Annotated in this window: 16 protein-coding genes; 14 read left to right on the plus strand and 2 right to left on the minus strand. The window is 36.9% G+C overall.

Annotated elements, in window-relative coordinates:
* Window positions 1-59: 59 nt before the first annotated feature.
* The 10 genes from pnp (at window position 60) to J6L95_RS10695 (ending at window position 11,749) form a co-directional block, all read left to right on the plus strand.
* Complete coding sequence (pnp, locus tag J6L95_RS10650; RefSeq protein WP_029070314.1) at window positions 60-2,201, plus strand: polyribonucleotide nucleotidyltransferase; 2,142 nt, start codon at window positions 60-62, stop codon at window positions 2,199-2,201.
* Entirely contained in the window at window positions 2,194-2,736 is a 543-nt protein-coding gene (locus tag J6L95_RS10655) for a Maf family protein (RefSeq protein WP_287459118.1), read from the plus strand. The genes pnp and J6L95_RS10655 overlap by 8 nt, the downstream gene beginning before the upstream one ends.
* Before the next feature lie 127 nt (window positions 2,737-2,863).
* Window positions 2,864-5,434 carry an ATP-dependent Clp protease ATP-binding subunit gene (locus tag J6L95_RS10660; protein ID WP_074685201.1) on the plus strand — a complete coding sequence of 857 codons (2,571 nt, stop codon included), beginning with the start codon at window positions 2,864-2,866 and terminating at the stop codon, window positions 5,432-5,434.
* 85 nt (window positions 5,435-5,519) lie between these two features.
* Window positions 5,520-6,272 carry an RsmE family RNA methyltransferase gene (locus J6L95_RS10665; RefSeq protein WP_029070317.1) on the plus strand — a complete coding sequence of 251 codons (753 nt, stop codon included), beginning with the start codon at window positions 5,520-5,522 and terminating at the stop codon, window positions 6,270-6,272.
* Window positions 6,250-7,014 carry a hypothetical protein gene (locus J6L95_RS10670; RefSeq protein WP_287459119.1) on the plus strand — a complete coding sequence of 255 codons (765 nt, stop codon included), beginning with the start codon at window positions 6,250-6,252 and terminating at the stop codon, window positions 7,012-7,014. Before J6L95_RS10665 ends, J6L95_RS10670 begins: the two co-directional genes overlap by 23 nt.
* 11 nt (window positions 7,015-7,025) lie before the next feature.
* Window positions 7,026-8,330 (plus strand): tRNA (N(6)-L-threonylcarbamoyladenosine(37)-C(2))-methylthiotransferase MtaB, encoded by a 1,305-nt coding sequence (gene mtaB, locus J6L95_RS10675; RefSeq protein WP_287459120.1) that lies wholly within the window; start codon window positions 7,026-7,028, stop codon window positions 8,328-8,330.
* Window positions 8,317-9,783, plus strand: coding sequence for a UDP-N-acetylmuramoyl-L-alanyl-D-glutamate--2,6-diaminopimelate ligase (locus J6L95_RS10680; protein ID WP_287459121.1), 1,467 nt, complete (start codon window positions 8,317-8,319; stop codon window positions 9,781-9,783). Before mtaB ends, J6L95_RS10680 begins: the two co-directional genes overlap by 14 nt.
* Complete coding sequence (gene deoC, locus J6L95_RS10685) at window positions 9,773-10,417, plus strand: deoxyribose-phosphate aldolase (protein WP_287459122.1); 645 nt, start codon at window positions 9,773-9,775, stop codon at window positions 10,415-10,417. Before J6L95_RS10680 ends, deoC begins: the two co-directional genes overlap by 11 nt.
* Window positions 10,418-10,539: 122 nt before the next feature.
* A complete protein-coding gene (rpsU, locus tag J6L95_RS10690; RefSeq protein ID WP_029070322.1) occupies window positions 10,540-10,725 on the plus strand; it encodes a 30S ribosomal protein S21 in 186 nt (61 codons plus the stop codon).
* 73 nt (window positions 10,726-10,798) lie between these two features.
* Window positions 10,799-11,749 (plus strand): PhoH family protein, encoded by a 951-nt coding sequence (locus J6L95_RS10695; protein WP_029070323.1) that lies wholly within the window; start codon window positions 10,799-10,801, stop codon window positions 11,747-11,749.
* Window positions 11,750-11,785: 36 nt separating this feature from the next.
* On the opposite strand, the gene J6L95_RS10700 is transcribed toward J6L95_RS10695, so the two are convergent.
* Entirely contained in the window at window positions 11,786-13,213 is a 1,428-nt protein-coding gene (locus J6L95_RS10700) for a 6-phospho-beta-glucosidase (protein WP_287459123.1), read from the minus strand.
* A gap of 80 nt (window positions 13,214-13,293) precedes the next feature.
* Window positions 13,294-14,301, minus strand: a complete 1,008-nt coding sequence (gene mutY, locus J6L95_RS10705; protein ID WP_287459124.1) for an A/G-specific adenine glycosylase — start codon at window positions 14,299-14,301, stop codon at window positions 13,294-13,296.
* A gap of 129 nt (window positions 14,302-14,430) precedes the next feature.
* On the opposite strand from mutY, the gene J6L95_RS10710 reads away from it, so the two are divergent.
* The 4 genes from J6L95_RS10710 (at window position 14,431) to J6L95_RS10725 (ending at window position 18,201) form a co-directional block, all read left to right on the plus strand.
* Window positions 14,431-14,757: a cyclic-di-AMP receptor gene (locus J6L95_RS10710; protein ID WP_029072247.1), complete on the plus strand. Its 327-nt coding sequence runs from the start codon at window positions 14,431-14,433 to the stop codon at window positions 14,755-14,757.
* A 42-nt stretch (window positions 14,758-14,799) separates the two neighbouring features.
* The gene (locus J6L95_RS10715; RefSeq protein ID WP_287459125.1) at window positions 14,800-16,377 is read left to right on the plus strand and encodes a bifunctional folylpolyglutamate synthase/dihydrofolate synthase; all 1,578 of its coding nucleotides are present in this window, start codon (window positions 14,800-14,802) and stop codon (window positions 16,375-16,377) included.
* A gap of 100 nt (window positions 16,378-16,477) precedes the next feature.
* Window positions 16,478-16,984 carry an L-serine ammonia-lyase, iron-sulfur-dependent, subunit alpha gene (locus tag J6L95_RS10720; RefSeq protein WP_287459126.1) on the plus strand — a complete coding sequence of 169 codons (507 nt, stop codon included), beginning with the start codon at window positions 16,478-16,480 and terminating at the stop codon, window positions 16,982-16,984.
* Window positions 16,985-17,034: 50 nt separating this feature from the next.
* A complete protein-coding gene (locus J6L95_RS10725; RefSeq protein WP_029070329.1) occupies window positions 17,035-18,201 on the plus strand; it encodes a deoxyguanosinetriphosphate triphosphohydrolase family protein in 1,167 nt (388 codons plus the stop codon).
* The last annotated feature ends 154 nt before the right edge of the window (window positions 18,202-18,355 follow it).

Consider the following 18,355-nt stretch of genomic DNA (forward strand, 5'->3'; position numbering starts at 1 on the left):
ATGTAAATTAATTTTGTGGAAATCCATCACCATGGGGTGAGGATAGTAGAGGTGAGAAAATGGCGAAACAAGTATTTAGTACAGAATTTCATGGAAAAACGCTTACTGTTGAAGTAGGTGAATTAGCAAAACAGGCTAATGGAAGCTGTCTTGTCAGATACGATGATACAGTAGTCCTTTCTACAGCTTGTGCAGGTAATACACCTAAAGATGTAGACTTTTTCCCATTAACTGTAACTTATGAAGAAAAAATGTATTCTGTCGGAAAAATTCCTGGCGGATTCTTAAAAAGAGAAGGTAGACCAAGTGAACATGGTACATTAACAGCACGTATGATTGATAGACCAATCAGACCATTGTTCGCTGATGGGTTTAGAAATGAAGTACAGGTTGTCAATACTGTTATGTCAGTAGATCCTAATGCGAGCCCAGAAATGGCAGCTATGCTTGGTGCATCTATTGCATTATCAGTGTCTGATATTCCTTTTAATGGTCCAATCGCTGGTGTTAATGTGGGCTTAATTGATGGTGAATACACAATCAATGCTGGTCCTGAATTAATGGAAAAGAGCGAATTGAACCTTGAAGTTGCTGGTACAAAATTTGCGATTAACATGGTAGAAGCAGATTCTAAGGAAGTTTCTGAAGAAACAATGTTAAATGCGATTTTATTTGGTCATGAAGAAATTAAGAAATTAATTGCTTTTGAAGAAGAAATCGTTGCAGCATGCGGTAAAGAAAAGATGGAAATTCCTCTATTCACATTGGATGAAACAATTGTTCATGATGTAACAGAAATTGCCAATGATCGTATGAAAGCAGCTATCTCTATTCCAGGTAAGCTTGAAAGATATGGCGCAATTGATGCATTAAAAGAAGAAGTTGTTGCTTCTTATGAAGAAAAAGAATATGCGGATATCGCAGAACATGATAGTACAATCAAGCAGGTAAAGATGGTCTTAGATGATCTTGAAAAAGAAGAAGTAAGACGTTTAATTACTGAAGATAAAGTTAGACCAGATGGTCGTAAGCTTGATGAAATCAGACCTTTAAATGCACAGGTTGATTTATTGCCAAGAGTACATGGTTCCGCATTGTTTACTCGTGGTGAAACACAGGTTATGTCAGTTGTGACATTAGGTGCATTAAGTGAAATCCAGAAGATCGATGGTCTTGGAAATGAAACAGAAAAAAGATGGATGCATCATTACAACTTCCCACCTTATTCAGTAGGTGAAACAGGAAGAATGGGGGCACCAGGACGTCGTGAAATCGGTCATGGTTACTTAGGAGAAAGAGCATTACGTCAGGTTATGCCTTCTGAAGAAGAATTCCCATATACAATCAGAGCGGTTGCAGAAGTATTGGAATCTAATGGTTCATCATCTCAGGCTTCAATCTGTGCCTCTACTATGGCATTGATGGCTGCTGGTGTACCAATCAAGAGCCCAGTTGCTGGTATCGCTATGGGACTTGTCACTAAGGGTGACAACTATACAATCTTAACTGATATCCAGGGTATGGAAGATCATTTAGGTGATATGGACTTTAAGGTTGCTGGTACATCAAAAGGTATCTGTGCTTTACAGATGGATATCAAGATCGATGGTATCACTAAAGAAATCTTAGAAGAAGCATTAGCTCAGGCTAAGAAGGCAAGAGCTGAAATCATGGATGTTATCTTGGAAGCTATTCCTGCACCAAGAGATCATTTATCTCCATATGCTCCAAAATATGCAACTATGCGTATTGAAGTTGACCAGATCAAAGATGTTATCGGTAAAGGTGGAGAAACAATCAATGATATCATTGAAAAATGTGATGATGTCAAGATTGATATCGATGATGAAGGTTTAGTAACAATCTATCATTATAGCCAGGAAGCTATCGATAAGGCTGTCAAGATGATTGAAGATATCACTAGAAAAGCTAATGTTGGTGAAATCTATGATGGTAAGGCAGTCAGAGTAGAAGACAAATATGCCTTCATTGAATTATTCCCAGGAACAAACGGTTTCTTACATGTAAAAGATGTTGCATGGGATCGTACTGAAAAAGTATCTGATGTTATCAAGTTAGGTGACATTGTAAAAGTTAAGGTTACAAAGATCACTGACAAGGGTGTCAATGTTTCAAAGAAAGCCTTAATGCCTCGTCCAGTTAAAAAAGAAGAAAAGAAAGAAGAAGCAGCTGATGAGTAAGATTATTCTTGCGAGCAGCTCTCCTAGAAGAAAAGAACTTTTAAAAAGAGAAGGCATCGACTTTATGGTCGATGCCTCTTGCATAGATGAGGTTCTAGATGAGAGTCTGCCACTAAAAAGCAGACTGATGAAATTATCTTATGATAAAGGTGAACCTATTCATAAGAAATATCCTAAAGACATCGTGATCAGTGCGGATACGACAGTCTTTCATAATGATGAGATTATCGGTAAAGCAAGTGATAAAGAGGAAGCGAGAAGAATCTTATTATCATTATCAAATGATAAGCAGATTGTCTTTACTTCAGTTACAATCTTTAAGGAAGATATGATTATTTCCTTTATTGATGAAACAGCGGTGTATTTTAAAGATATTCAAGATGAAATTGATGACTATCTTTCCCATGATGAATGGAAAGGCAAAGCAGGTGCTTATGCGATTCAAGGAGAAGCATCAAAGTTTGTGGATCATATCGAAGGGGACATTGATACTGTCATTGGTCTACCGGTAAAACGTATTATCAAAGAACTCTAAAAATGCAGATGGAACATCTGTATTTTTTTCACTCTTATTTTTAGCACTTCTATATTGACAGTGCTAAAAATAATGTTATACTGTATTTAGCACAAAGAGATATAGAGTGCTAAAAGGAGTGATAGATATGAATGAAAAAATGACAGAAGCAGTAAGAACTGCCATCAGCAATGCTGCTAACATGGCGATGAATCTTTCTCAGCAGGTCATCGATGTACCGCATGTTTTATATAGTGCATTGCAGGATAGTTCGGGTATTTTCTATCGTGTATTGACGAAGCTTAATAAACCTGTAGATCAGGTTATGGACGAACTTAATAATCGTATTAATATGAAGCCTTCTGTTAATCACGTTAGTGAAAATGATCTGCGTATGAGCTATGATCTTAATAATCTTTTTGGAGAAGCAAATAAGATCATGTCATCTTATGGTGATGAATATTTAAGTATTGAACATATCATTCTGGCACTTTTCCATACAAATTCAACTGATATTAAATCATTGATTCAGAAGTTTGGTTTAAATGAAAAAGAAGTTGAAAAGGTCATCAAGGAAATGAGAGGTGGACAGAAGGTAGATTCACCTAATCCGGAAAATAACTATGAAGTATTAGAGAAATATGGTAGAGATCTTATCAAGGATGTAAGAGAAGGTAAGCTTGATCCAGTTATTGGTCGAGATGAAGAAATCAGACGTGTTATTCAGATTCTTTCTCGTAAAACAAAGAACAACCCAATTCTTATTGGTGAACCTGGGGTTGGTAAGACTGCCATTGTAGAAGGTTTGGCATGGCGTATCTTCAAGAATGATGTTCCTGAAACATTAGCAGGAAAAACATTGTTTGAACTTGATTTAGGTTCACTTGTAGCTGGTGCAAAGTACCGTGGTGAATTTGAGGAACGTTTAAAAGCTGTTCTTAAGGAAATTAAGAAGGCAGAAGGAAATATTATCCTCTTTATTGATGAAATTCATCAGCTTGTCGGAGCTGGTAAAACAGATGGGGCAATGGATGCGGCTAACTTGTTAAAGCCAATGCTTGCTCGTGGTGAACTACATTGTATTGGTGCCACAACATTGGATGAATATCGTCAGTATATTGAAAAAGATGCAGCCTTGGAACGTCGTTTCCAGAATGTCATGGTTCATGAACCTGATTTAGATGATACTATCGCAATATTGCGTGGTTTAAAGGAACCATTTGAATCTCATCATGGGGTACAAATTACCGATAATGCGATTATTGCGGCTGCTCATCTAAGTGATCGTTATATCACTGATCGTTATCTTCCAGATAAGGCGATTGATTTAATTGATGAAGCATGTGCTTCTATTCGAATGGATATTGATTCTTTACCAGAAGAACTTGATTCCATTACAAGAGATAAGAATCGTCTAGAAATGGAACGTATTTCTATTGAAAAAGAAGATCAGAATGATGATACAAGACATCGTTTAGCTGAAATTAAAGAGAAGATAGCGTCTCTTGATGAAAAGATCAAAGGCTTGACTGATAAATGGAAAGTAGAGAAATCAGGTCTTGATCGTATTAAAGAGTTAAAGAGTCAAAAACAAAGACTTGAAACAGAGATGTCTCAGGCAGAGACACAAGGTTATCTAGAAGAAGCTTCACGTATTAAATATGAAAAGCTTCCTGCTATTGAAAAGGAAATTGCCTCTTTACAGAAAAAAGAAAATGATGATGCTTTACTACAAGAAAAAGTAACAGTAGATACTGTCTCAGAAGTTATTGCAAGATGGACAAATATTCCTGTTTCTAAATTGATGGCTTCTGAAAAAGAAAAGCTTCTTCATCTTGAAGATGTCTTAAGACAGCGTGTCATTGGACAGGATGAAGCAATCTCTAAGGTTACTGATGCAATCTTAAGAAGCAGAGCTGGTATCAATGATGAAGCAAGACCAATTGGTTCATTCCTATTCCTTGGTCCTACTGGTGTAGGTAAGACTGAAATTGCAAAAGCGTTGGCTGAACAGCTCTTTGATTCAGAGAAGAATATCATTCGTATTGATATGAGTGAGTACATGGAGAAATACAGCGTGTCACGTTTATTAGGTGCGCCACCAGGATATGTTGGATATGAAGAAGGTGGACAGTTAACAGAAGCAGTTAGACGTGCGCCTTACAGCATTGTTCTTCTTGATGAAATTGAAAAGGCTCATCCTGAAGTCTTCAACATTCTATTACAGCTATTGGATGATGGACGATTAACTGATTCTAAGGGTAATGTGGTTTCATTTAAGAATACAATCATTATCATGACATCCAACCTTGGTTCTGAGTATCTTCTACAAGGAAATACAAGTGAAACAAGAGCTGCAGTTGATAACTTATTAAAGACTCACTTTAAGCCAGAGTTCTTGAATCGTATTGATGAGACAATCATGTTTAATTCTCTTGATGAATCTATTGTCTACAAGATTATCGATAAGTTCATCAAACAGCTTCAAGCACGTCTTGATGAAAAGAAGATTACTCTTGATTTAACTGAAAATGCGAAAGCACAGATTAAGTTGGATGCCTTTGATGCAACATTTGGGGCAAGACCAATTAAGCGTTATATTCAGTCCCATATTGAAACATTGCTTGCTAGAGAAATGATTAAAGGCACTGTTCAACCAAATGATCATGTTATGATAGATTATCAGAATGGTTTTATCTTAACTAAGCACGTAGATTAACTACGTGCTTTTGCTTTATAAAGTCAATCCATTTTTCTTTTCATAGTATTAAAAAAGTGTTATTATGAACGTCGGAGGAATGGCTATGCAGAGATATTTTATTTCAGATGAATCAATCAATAATGAACTCATTAAAGCGGATGCGGTGATGCATAAGCATATCGCTAAAGTTATGAGGCAAAAAGAAGGGGATCGTGTCATCTGCATTGATCCACATAAGCATGTCTATCTTTGTGAGATTATTGATATCACAGAAGGATTGCTTAAGATTGTAGAAACACTGGATGATAACCATGAACTTGATGTAGATGTCACACTTGTCTATGGGTTACCTAAAGGTGATAAATTTGAAAAGGTCATTCAGAAAGCGACAGAGCTAGGGGTAACGCGTATTGTACCTTTTTTATCTCGTCGTTCTTTAATTAAAGTTGATGAAAAGAAATGGGAAAAGAAAGCTGTACGTTATCAGCGTATTATTCAGGAAGCTGCTGAGCAGTCTTATCGTTTGATTGTACCTGAACTTACAGGATGCATTAAGATGAATCAGCTTTCTGATTATTTATCAGAAGTGAATCTTGTTGCTTATGAAGAATCCGCCAAAGAAGGGGAACAGTCAACTTTTAAGCAGGCGATGAATCGTCTTACATCTTCTATTACCATCGTTGTAGGACCTGAAGGTGGCTTTGATGAAGAAGAAGTAGAAGAAATGAAAAAGATGGGCTTTGAAGCGTGCGGACTTGGAAAAAGAATTCTTCGTAGTGAGACAGCACCACTTTATATGCTGAGTGTAATTGGTTATGAAAGGGAGCTAAATTGTGAAGGTCGTAGGGAAGATTAATAAATATGTAAAAAGGCCAGCTATCAAGCAGACTGATCTTTATCAATATGTGGAGAAGCATCGTCATTTATTGGAAAGAGTCAATTGTCCTATTAAAATAAAATGTGAACAGGATCTATTTGACTATGAGATTGTGGTGCAGTCATTATGTACAAAGCAGATTATTGATGATGCTTTTGATATGTTTAGAACAGAAGATGATATGTATCAGTATCTTGATTATAATGAAAGAAGAAGATTGTTTTCTCAAGATCTAAAGCCACAGATTGCGACTCGTCCACATTGTCTTGATGTCGATGGCAATGATATTTATCTCGCCTGCTATGAACCGTTGATCAATAACTGGTATACCCTGGATTATCAGATGGTTGAATTAAAGCAGCATCGTGAACATATCGATGAAGCCCATGTGACAAAGGATACACCTTTTGCCTTATATGGAAAGGGTGTCTATCGTACTAAGTTTTCATCGTTGAAACTTGTTTTTGAAGATGAATTAGGTTTGGTCTTTTATTCAAAAGATTTTGGAACTTTGTATTTTTATAAGAAAGATACTTTCCAGATGATATTAAGCATTACTATTAAGCCTAAAGATAATGAAGAAGATATTCCTTTGGATATCTTGCGTCTACTTACAAAATGTTTTTTAGAACAGCGTGACAAAGACGCGCTGATGGTTATGCATAAAGAAGGTTTTATCGATGATAAAATCTATAAGAAGTTAATGAAAATTGTGAAATAGGAGAATGATATATGCCAACTGTTGCTTTTCATACATTAGGATGTAAAGTGAATACTTATGAAACGGAAGGGATGCTTGAACTGTTCAAGAATGCGGGTTATACGCATGTAGACTTTGATGAAAAGGCTGATGTCTATGTTATCAATACATGTACAGTCACTAATACAAGTGATTCAAAGTCACGACAGATGATTAGAAAAGCAAAACGTACCAACCCTGATGCAGTAATTGCTGTAGTGGGGTGCTATGCCCAGGTTTCTAGTGAAGATATCGCTAAGATTGATGGTGTTGATGTCATCATTGGTACACAACATAGAAATAAGATTGTAGATCATGTAGAAAAGTATCTTCAGGATAAAAAGCAGATTGTAGATATTGAAGATGTCATGCAGCTTCATGATTTTGAGAAACTAAAGATCTACTCTTATGAAAACAGAACCCGTGCCTTTATGAAAATACAGGATGGCTGCAATAAATTCTGTACTTACTGCATTATCCCTTATGCAAGAGGGGGCATCCGTTCATGCAATCCGCAGGATGTCATCACTCAGGCACAGCAGCTTGTCGATAATGGCTTCTTAGAAATCGTACTGACAGGAATCCATACAGCTGGATATGGAACTGATCTTAAGGATTATTCGTTCTATCAGCTATTAAAGGATCTTGTAGAGAAGGTCAAGGGATTAAAGAGATTACGTATTTCTTCAATTGAAATGGGACAGGTGACACCTGAAATTATTGATCTTATCGGTCAATCAGATATTATCGTCGATCACCTTCATATCCCGATTCAGTCAGGCTGTGATAAGACATTAAAACGCATGAATCGTACTTATACTACAGCAGAATTTGAAGAGAAGCTCAATGCCTTGAAAAAGGCTCTTCCAACATTATCAATTACTACTGATGTCATTGTGGGATTCCCTGGTGAAACAGAAGAAGATTTCATGTCCACTTACCAGTGGATCAAGAAGAACCACTTCAATCAGCTTCATGTTTTCCCTTATTCACAAAGAAAAGGAACACCTGCAGCGAAATTTAGAGATCAGGTTCCAGGTGATGTGAAGAAGGATCGTGTTAGAAGACTTATGGAGCTTTCACATGAATTAAAAGAAGATTTCGCATCTTGGCAGATTGGCAAGACGCTGAATGTATTGTTTGAAGAAGAAAAGGATGGCTACAAGGTTGGTCATGCTTCAAACTATCTCATGGTTAAAGTTAAAGATCCTCGTGTAGAATTGGGGACAATCTATAATATCAAGGTTGTTGCTCAGGATGGGGAAGACTTGATAGGAGAATATCATGAAAAAGATTAATGAGCTTTTTGATGTAGAAGAAGATTTTAAGGTACTATCTTTACATAGCGACTCGCGCTATGTCGGGAAAGATTCGGTCTTTTTCTGTATTGAAGGCTTAACGACGGACGGTCATCGCTACGCGGATGACGCTGTCTTCCAGGGGGCGAAAGCCATTGTGCATTCTGCACCCTTAAAGAAAAAGTATCCAGGTGTTCTTTATATTGAAGTAAAGGATGTTCTTGATGAACTTAACCGTGTTGTTAATATTTTTTATGATTATCCTTCTTACAAGATGACAATCATCGGGGTGACAGGAACAAGCGGCAAGACGGTTGTCGCGCTCACCATTAGAGATGTGTTAAGTCAGTATTTGAAGATGGGCTATATTGGTACCAATGATGCACAGTATGGCAGTTCTGTCATTCAGTCATCTTATACAACACCGGAGTCGATCTTTATGCATCGTACATTAAATGAAATGGTCAAGAGTTCGGTGAAAGGGGCAACAATCGAAGTCTCTTCTCATGGCTTGGCTTTAAAGAGAGTTGACAGCATTAATTTTGATATTGCGGTCTTTACCAATGTACATGATGAACATCTTGATTTCCATGGTACGCTTGAAAATGTCATGAAAGCCAAGACGAAGCTCTTTGAGCTTCTTGATGAGAAGGGCTATTGTATCTTGAATGCGGATGAAGTGAGATTTAATCATTATCTAGAAAAAAATGGACATGTCAAAGCCCATAAGATATATTATGGTATAGAACATCGGGCAGATATTATGGCCAAGAAGATCAAGGTTTTCCTTGATCATACAGAATTTGATCTGTTTATTCGTGATGAAGTCTTTCATGTCAGTGTACCAGTGCTAGGGGTCTTTAATGTTTCTAATACATTAGCTGTTTTAGCTACATTGATGGCGCTTGAAATGACAACGGAACAGATTGTCGATGGACTTAAGTATATTGGCAATGTAGATGGACGTATGGAACTTATTAAGACCGGTCATAACTTCAATATCATCGTTGACTATTGTCAATATATCAGTGCCTACAGTGAAGTGTTTAAGTTTGCTAAGAGTGTAACGAAAAAGCCTGGACGTATTATTGCGGTATTTGGTATTTCCTTTAAAAGAGATATCGAGAAGAAACGTAAGCTTGCGAAACTAGTGAATCTCTATTGTGATCAGGTCATCTTGACACAGGAAGATTCTAGTGAAGATGAAGTGCTTGATCTATGTGATGATATGCTGGATATGATTGAATGTACTTCCCTTATCATTACGGATCGTAGAATTGCGATTAGACAGGCTATTGAGCTTGCTGGCAAGCAGGATCTTATCTTGATCTTAGGAAAAGGACATGAACAGTTTATGAAGACTTCAGTGGGTAATATTCCATACCCTGGAGATAAATATATTGCCAAGAAGGCAATCGAAGAAATTTATAAAGGAGACGACTATGAACTATAGTAAATTTATCGATCATACTAACTTAAAACAGGATGCTACAAAAGAAATGATTACCAAGCTTTGCGAAGAAGCAAAAGCCAATGATTTTGCATCAGTATGTGTTAATCCATACTGGGTACCATTTTGTAGTGAAGCATTAAAGGGAACTGATGTAAAAGTATGTACAGTCATCGGTTTTCCACTAGGTGCTACAAGTACTGCTTCTAAAGCTTTTGAAGCAAAGCATGCGATTGAAGAAGGTGCTAATGAAGTAGATATGGTTATCAATGTTGGCGCATTGAAAGATCATGATGATGAAACAGTCTACAATGATATCAAGGCTGTTGTAGAAGCTAGCACTGGTGCATTAGTAAAAGTCATCATTGAAACTTGCTTATTGACTGATGAAGAAAAAGTAAGAGCCTGTGAATTATCTGTTAAGGCAGGGGCTGATTTTGTTAAGACTTCCACTGGTTTTTCAACAGGTGGAGCAGTTGTCAGCGATGTGGCTTTAATGAAGAAAACAGTAGGTGAAAAGGCCCTTGTTAAAGCAAGTGGCGGTATCCATACAAGAGAAGAAATGTTAGCGATGATTGAAGCTGGAGCTTCTCGTATTGGTGCAAGTGCAGGGATGACTTTAATCAAAGAAGATTAGTTGATTTTTTCACAAAACAAATTGATTAAATTTGAATAAAAAAATGTCAAAAAACCATTGCATTACTTGAAGTGAATGAGTATAATACTTTTGTATGTTATAAGAAAAGGGGGGAAAGTTCAATGGCAAAGACAGTGGTTAGAGAAAATGAATCTTTAGATGATGCATTACGTCGTTTCAAAAGACAGGTCTCTAGAACAGGAACCCTTGCTGAAGCTCGTAAAAGAGAATTCTATGTAAAGCCTGGTTTAAAGAGAAAAATGAAATCAGAAGCTGCTAGAAAAAATCAGAAAAGAAGAAGAAGATAATCTTTTGGAAAAGAGTCTTAGGACTCTTTTTTTTCATATTGTTTTTTAGTAAAATAAAGGATAAGGAGAGCTTATGGGAAAGATTATTACATTACAAGATTATACGATAGAAGAAATACAATCATTCTGTGGTCCTAATGAAGAAAACATTGCCTTATTGGAAGATGAATTTCATGTAGATATTACCATTAGAGGTAATGAAATTCATCTATCAGAAGAAAATGAAAAACTGCAGAGCGTGATTGGAAGATTATTGACACTCGCTAAAAAGAGTGTTCGTGTGAGCACCAAGGATGTCATGTATACTATTTCTTTGGGTAAGACAGCATCCTTAGAAGAGATGGATCGTCTTTATTCTATTCGCATTGCCCGCACTGCGACTGGAAAATTAATTACGCCTAAGACCATCGGTCAGAGAGATTATTTTTATGCCTTGAAAGATCACGATGTAGTCTTTGCGATTGGACCTGCAGGAACAGGGAAAACTTACATGGCTGTTGTTTTTGCGGTTCAGGCACTTAAGAACAATTTGGTTAAGAAGATCATTCTTACACGTCCTGCTGTTGAAGCAGGGGAAAGTCTTGGCTTCTTGCCAGGTGATCTTAAGGAAAAGATTGATCCTTATTTAAGACCTCTCTATGATGCCTTATACGATATGCTAGGAGCTGAACAGACAGAGAGACTTATAGAAAAAGGTGTCATTGAAATTGCGCCATTGGCCTATATGAGAGGCCGTACGCTAGAAGATGCGTATGTCATTCTAGATGAAGCACAAAATACAACTGATAACCAGATGAAAATGTTCTTGACGCGTCTAGGATTTAATTCCAAGATGATCATTACTGGGGATATCACGCAGATAGATTTGCCTAAAGGGGTAAGAAGTGGTCTCAAAGGAGCAATCAACTTATTGCAGGATGTCAAAGGGATTCGCTTTGTATTCCTTAATGCATTAGATGTTGTAAGACATCCAGTTGTTTCTCGTATTATTAGACGCTATGAAGAAGAAAGCAGAATAGAATAAAAAATGACGACATTCATATTGAATGCCGTCTTTTTCTTATAATTTTTCACCGTTAGTAGCGATAACTTCTTTATACCAGTAGAATGATTTCTTCTTGCTTCTTTCAAGAGTCCCTTCACCCTTGTTGTTCTTGTCTACATAAATGAAACCATAACGTTTATCAAATTCACCAGTAGAAGCAGACACAATATCAATTGGAGCCCACATAGTGTAACCAAATAGGTCAACACCTTCTTCATTGACTGCATCAATCATAGCTTTAATATGGCTTCTTAGGTAGTCAATACGATAAGAATCATCAACGCTGCCATCAGCTTCTTTCTTATCATAGGCACCAAAACCATTTTCTACGATGATCATTGGTAAATCATAACGATCAGAGAACCAGTTTAATGCCCATCTTAAACCTGAAGGGTCAATCTGCCATCCCCAGTCACTGGCTTTAAGATATTTGTTTTTAGTGAAATACTTTTCACTGTAATCATAGTATGGGTTATCTTCTCTTTCACCAGTCGCAAAGCTCATGTAGTAAGAGAATCCAATGTAGTCCACTGTTCCTTCTTTAAGAATCTTAAGATCTTCTTCAGTTACATCGATATTATAACCGCATCTTTCCCATTTCTTAAAAACATATTTAGGATATCTACCTTTGCAGTGAACATCCGCAAACCAGTATTTCCCATGCATTGCGCCCTGAGCGGCAAGGTTGTCTTCTGGTTTACATGTTAATGGGTAGATCGGGTTCATCGCAATCATACATCCAATCTGAAGATCAGGATTAATCTTATGACCTTCAATGACTGCTAATGCACTTGCGACTAATTCATAGTGTGCACTCTGAAACATCACTTCTTCTGGGTTATCATCTTCTTTAAGAAGAATACCACCTTCCTGAAGAATATGATGCTGAATAGGATCAGCCTGATTGTTTATTTCATTGAAAGTCATCCAGTATTTTACTTTATGCTGATATCTTTCAAAACATACTTTGGCAAATTTTACGAAGAAATCAATAACCTGTCTATTTTTGAAACCATCATATTCTTTAACAATGGCCCAAGGCAATTCAAAATGCGATAAAGTGACGATTGGTTCAATACCGTATTTATGGCATTCATCAAATAAATCATCATAGAATGCTAAACCAGCTTCATTAGGTGTGTCTTCATCACCTCTAGGGAAAATTCTTGTCCAAGCAATAGAAGTTCTAAAAGCTTTGAATCCCATTTCTGCAAGAAGCTTGATGTCTTCTTTATAATGGTGGTAGAAGTCAGTTGCTTCATGGTTAGGGTAATTTTCTCCTTCAATGACACCATCAGTAATACGACGTGGTGCGCCTGTCACATTATCTCCAGCAGTCATGACGTCAGCAATGCTGATCCCTTTGCCGCCTTCCTGCCAGCCTCCTTCAATCTGATGAGCAGCAACAGCGCCACCCCATAAAAAATCTTTTCTTAAACTCATTTTCCAATTCCTCCTGCGTCTATTGTATAATCAATGACTTATAAAGCAGGGGATAATTTCATATATTGAAAAAACATCTATCAGAGGATAGATGTGATGATCTTCTTATGAGCTGTCGGAATAGGTAATGTAAGAAGTTCTTCTTTTGTATACATATGATCAAGTGGTTTGGAAGAAACAAAGTGATAGACATGCATTTTCCATGTACGATGAGTAAAGACATGACGGTAGTCTTTGATAAAAGAAACAGCTTCTAATCTTTCATGATAGTCCTCTTCAAACTTAGATATAAAACTGTAGGGACTTTCTACTTCATATTGAACAAGACCATACATATTTTCTAGAAGGCCATCATCATTCTTGATGAGAAGATATTGATCTTCATAGGTGATGATGCCAGTAATAAGACTCAACTCCTTATGATTGACTTTCTTGATAGAAATAGGAAGAAGCTTTTCACTATGATGCTTATAGGAAAGACAATCATCTGATAATGGACAATTTGTACATTGTGGATTCTTCACCTTGCAGATCATATTGGCAAGATCCATTAAACCTTGATTGTATGAAGAAGAATCATGATCAACGATAAGTTTATTAGATAATTCAGTAATCATCTTTACTGTCTTATTTAAAGCAATATTTTCCTTGATCTCAAATACACGAGAAAGTACACGCAAAGCATTGCCATCAATAGCACTGTAGCTTTTATGAAAAGCAAAGGAAGAAATGGCACTTGCGGTATAGGGACCGATGCCTTTTAAGGAGAGAATGTCTTCATATTCATTAGGAAAGACGCCGTCGTATTTTTCCATCAGAATCTTGCTTGTTTCATGAATGTGCTTTGCACGACGATAATAACCAAGTCCTTCCCATAACTTATAGACTTCTTCTAAATCAGCCTTAGATAAAGAAGAAATAGTAGGGAAACGATTGATAAATCGTTCATAGTAGGGAATGACGGCTGCAACGGTTGTCTGTTGCAGCATAATTTCGCTGATCCATATTTTATAGGGATCATCAGTATTTCTAAAAGGAAGATCACGCTTGTTTTCTTTATACCATTTAATAAGTTTATCTTGTATCATATTAATCACCACATTGATTATATAGGAAGAAAAATAGGTCGTAAAGAAAGATGCAATCTCTTATAATCTATGCATATCTTGTCAAAAGGGTAAAAGATGTGATAGAATGTCGTAAAAGGAGGGCTGAATATGAAACTGATTATTGCAATTGTGAATAACGATGACAGTAGTGCTGTTCAATCAGCTTTAGTAGATGGAGGCTATTTTGTAACAAAAATGGCAACTTCAGGAGGTTTCCTTAAAAAAGGAAATACGACATTTTTGATTGGTACTGACGATGCCAAAGTTGAAGGTGCGTTAGCCATCATTAAAGAAAATGCTAAAAAGAGAGTTGAAAAAGAACCAACTGTTACCCCAACAGAAATGGGGGATATCTTTACACCGATCATGGTTGATGTCCTTGTTGGTGGGGCAACTGTCTTTGTTGTTAATGTTGATAGATTTGAAAAAATGTAAGATGAAATGGATGGCCATGCCATCCTTTTTTTAGGAGAAAGAATGGAAATACAGTTATTATCAAAGAAAAATGAAGAACATGTCCGTAAAATCTTAAAACAGTATGACATGGTCAATCATTTTTATATCCCTGGATACGTGATGCTTCTTTGCTTTGAAGACAATCAGCTATATGGTTTTATTGAACTTTATCAATTAGAAACGATTACTGCACTCTACAGCTTGCCTGGAGAGAAGCAGGATGAAACATTTGCCTTGCTTATTGAAGGCGCTAGCCGCATTGGCTTTAGACATCTTACGATGTCTACCACTGCTCAGGGCGCTAGCTACTTCAAGCAGTTTGGATTCCATGTGATACAAGAACAGCCGGTTGTGATCTCTAAGACATTGCCTTGCCCTTATCATTTTAAGGATTATGATGAAATATCTGAATTTATGTCTAAGCAGAAAAGCCGTGTCTATTCATTAGATCATTTTAAAGATTTTATGCATGAACATTTCAATATTCAATATGTCTTAAAATGTGTTCATATTGGTGGTACTAACGGAAAGGGCAGCACAACCAACTATGTTAAGGAAATCATGAAGACAGCTGGATATGAGGTTGGAACTTTTACAACACCAGCCTTGGTTAATAGATTGGATGTCATCAGGGTAGATGATCAAGCTATCGATGAAAAAGTCTATGTGAAATTATGCAATCGTTTCTTAAAAGAAGCAGTGGATGCTGAACTTTCATTATATGAGATGGAAGTCTTTATTAGTGTGATTTACTTTATTTATAAGAAAGTGGATCTTGCTTTATTTGAAGTAGGACTAGGTGGACTTCTTGATGCCACTAATATCATTGGTCCGCTTTTATGTGTCAATACGAACATCGGCTTGGATCATACGGATTATCTTGGCTCTACTTATGAAGAAATTGCTAGAAATAAGGCTGGTATTGTAAAAGATGGTGTTCCTTATGTTACAAGTGAAACAAGAGAGGAATGCCTTGATGTCTTTGATGAAGTGACAAAAGCGCATCATGCGCCTTTGTATGTTATTGCACATCCTGAACATGTAGAAAGCTCATCTAAGCAGGTCTTTAATTATCATGGCTATCATGTCTGTCTTAATACACCGGCTACCTATCAAAGTGTAAATGCGGCATTAGCTATCAATGTAGTAGAACTTATTAGAGCGCACTTCCCATTTGATCATGAAGATGTAGAAACAGGATTATACAATGCCAAGTGGCCAGGCAGATTTGAGATTATTCATCATGATCCATTGATCATCATTGATGGTGCTCACAATAGAGAAGGCATGGATGCCTTTGTGAAGGCAGCAGAACCTTATAGAAATGCGCATATTATCTTTACTGCCTTAAGAGATAAAGATACAACGCATATGCTAGAGAGACTGCTTACTTTAAGTGATGATATCACTGTCACTCAGTTTGAACATCATCGAAGAGCATTGGCAAAAGATCTTGCAAAAGATTATCCTGTCAAGATTGAAGAAAACTGGAAAAAAGCTGTTGATGAAGCAATGGATTATCCTGTTGTACTCATCACGGGATCGCTTTATTTCCTTTCTCAAGTCAGAAAATATATTCTTGATGAACCTGATAAATAATCAGGTTCTTTTCTTTTGGATGATATGTTACAATTTGGCAAATTGATAATGTAGGAGAGTATTATATCTTGACATATTAAAAGAAGAATTGGTTTCAGCAATGGGATGTACAGAACCTATTGCGGTTGCTTATGCAGGTGCTTTGTTACGTCAGGTTCTAGGTGAAAGACCTGATGAGATCAAGCTTGTAGTAAGTAGAAATATCATTAAAAATGTTAAGTCGGTTATAGTTCCACATACAAAAGGAAGAAAAGGGCTTAAGACAGCACTTTGTGCAGGTATTTGCTTCCTCTATGGTGGAAGCTATAGTGATATTGCGCATACGATTGTAAATATTTTAGCGATTAATTCGGGAATGATCTGTGATGGGGCGAAGGCGTCGTGTGCGGCTAAGATTGCATCGGCAGTGGAAGCGGGGCTTCTTGGCATGCAGATGAATAAGCATGATAGTCAGTTCTACAATGGTGATGGTATTGTCGTTAAAGGGGTAGAAAACAATATCAAGGCAGTGTGTGAACTAGCAAGAAATGGAATGCGCGAAACAGACAATGAAATCATTGATATGATGACAAAAAGAATAAATGATAACCTTCCTTGTATAATTTAGTGATTGCTGTATAATACTGTATAATTTATATATGAATGGAGGTAATGACTATGGAAAAAGATGCTGTTATTCGCAATGCGTTAAGACAGACAAAAGAATATGATGAGAGATTATCGCCTTATGCGACTAAGAATTCTGAATGCATTAAGGTGAGAGTAAGCAAGAAGCCAATTACTCATCTTGATATAAGATGGCCTTATGAACGAGATATTGATCGTATTCTTTATTCCAAAAGCTATCGCCGTTATGTCGATAAGACACAGGCTCTATCTTTTTTCAGCAATGTGCATATCACAAAGCGTTCTTTACATGTACAGTGGGTATCACGTATAGCCAGACAGATTGGTCGTGGATTAAATCTCAATACCGACTTAATTGAAGCTATCGCTTTAGGACATGATCTAGGTCATGCCCCTTATGGTCATGTAGGAGAAAAGGCACTTAATGATGCCTTAAAAGAAAAAGGCGTAGGCTTTTTCGCTCATAATGCCAACAGTGTTAGAAATCTATTGTTCGTAGAAAGAAAAGGTAGGGGCTATAATGTCTCATTACAAGTATTGGATGGCATACTATGCCATAATGGCGAAATCATCAACTGCCGTTATGAACCTGATACAAACAAGACTGCTGAACAGTTCTGGGAAGAGTATCATCGCTGCTGGGTAGAAGAAGATGCTTCTTCTCACATTGCACCGATGACCCTTGAAGGATGCGTTGTAAGAATCAGCGATGTCATCAGCTATATTGGAAAAGATATCGATGATGCGGTCAACGCAGGATTAATCAAGCGTTCAGATCTTCCAGAAGAAGTCACTTCAGTTATAGGGGATGGCAATGATACAATCATCAACAGATTGATCGGTGATATTGTCGTGCATTCCTACAATAAGCCCTATCTGGAGTTCTCTCCAGAAGTGTATGAGGCCCTCATTAAGCTTTACGATTTTATTGGAGAAAAGATTCATCATAATCCCATTCTCGTTAAAGAGAATGAAAAGCTTTACCGCATGGTAAGAGAACTCTTCGATATCTTCTATGAAGATCTTAACGCAGTAGGAATCAAGAAGTATCTTGCCAACATGAATGAAGACTATCTCAAGTCTCCACGTGAACTGCTGGTTACTGATTTCTTATCAGGAATGACTGATACTTATCTGCTTGATTATTATAAGAAAGTCTTTCTGCCAAAGTGGCATACAGACTTTGATGACGAGTAAGAGCTGTGAAAACAGCTCTTTCGTATTATAGAACTAGAAGTTATTCAAGTAATAATTCTAGTTTTTTATTTTATCTAGAAGTGATATCATATCACTGAAGAGAAGTTAATCATTATAACTTGAGACATCCATAAGGTAAGCTCGTAAACAACGA

It is taken from the genome of Kandleria sp. (assembly GCF_017934775.1).
In the GTDB taxonomy this organism is placed as follows: Bacteria; Bacillota_I; Bacilli_A; order Erysipelotrichales; family Coprobacillaceae; genus Kandleria; species Kandleria vitulina.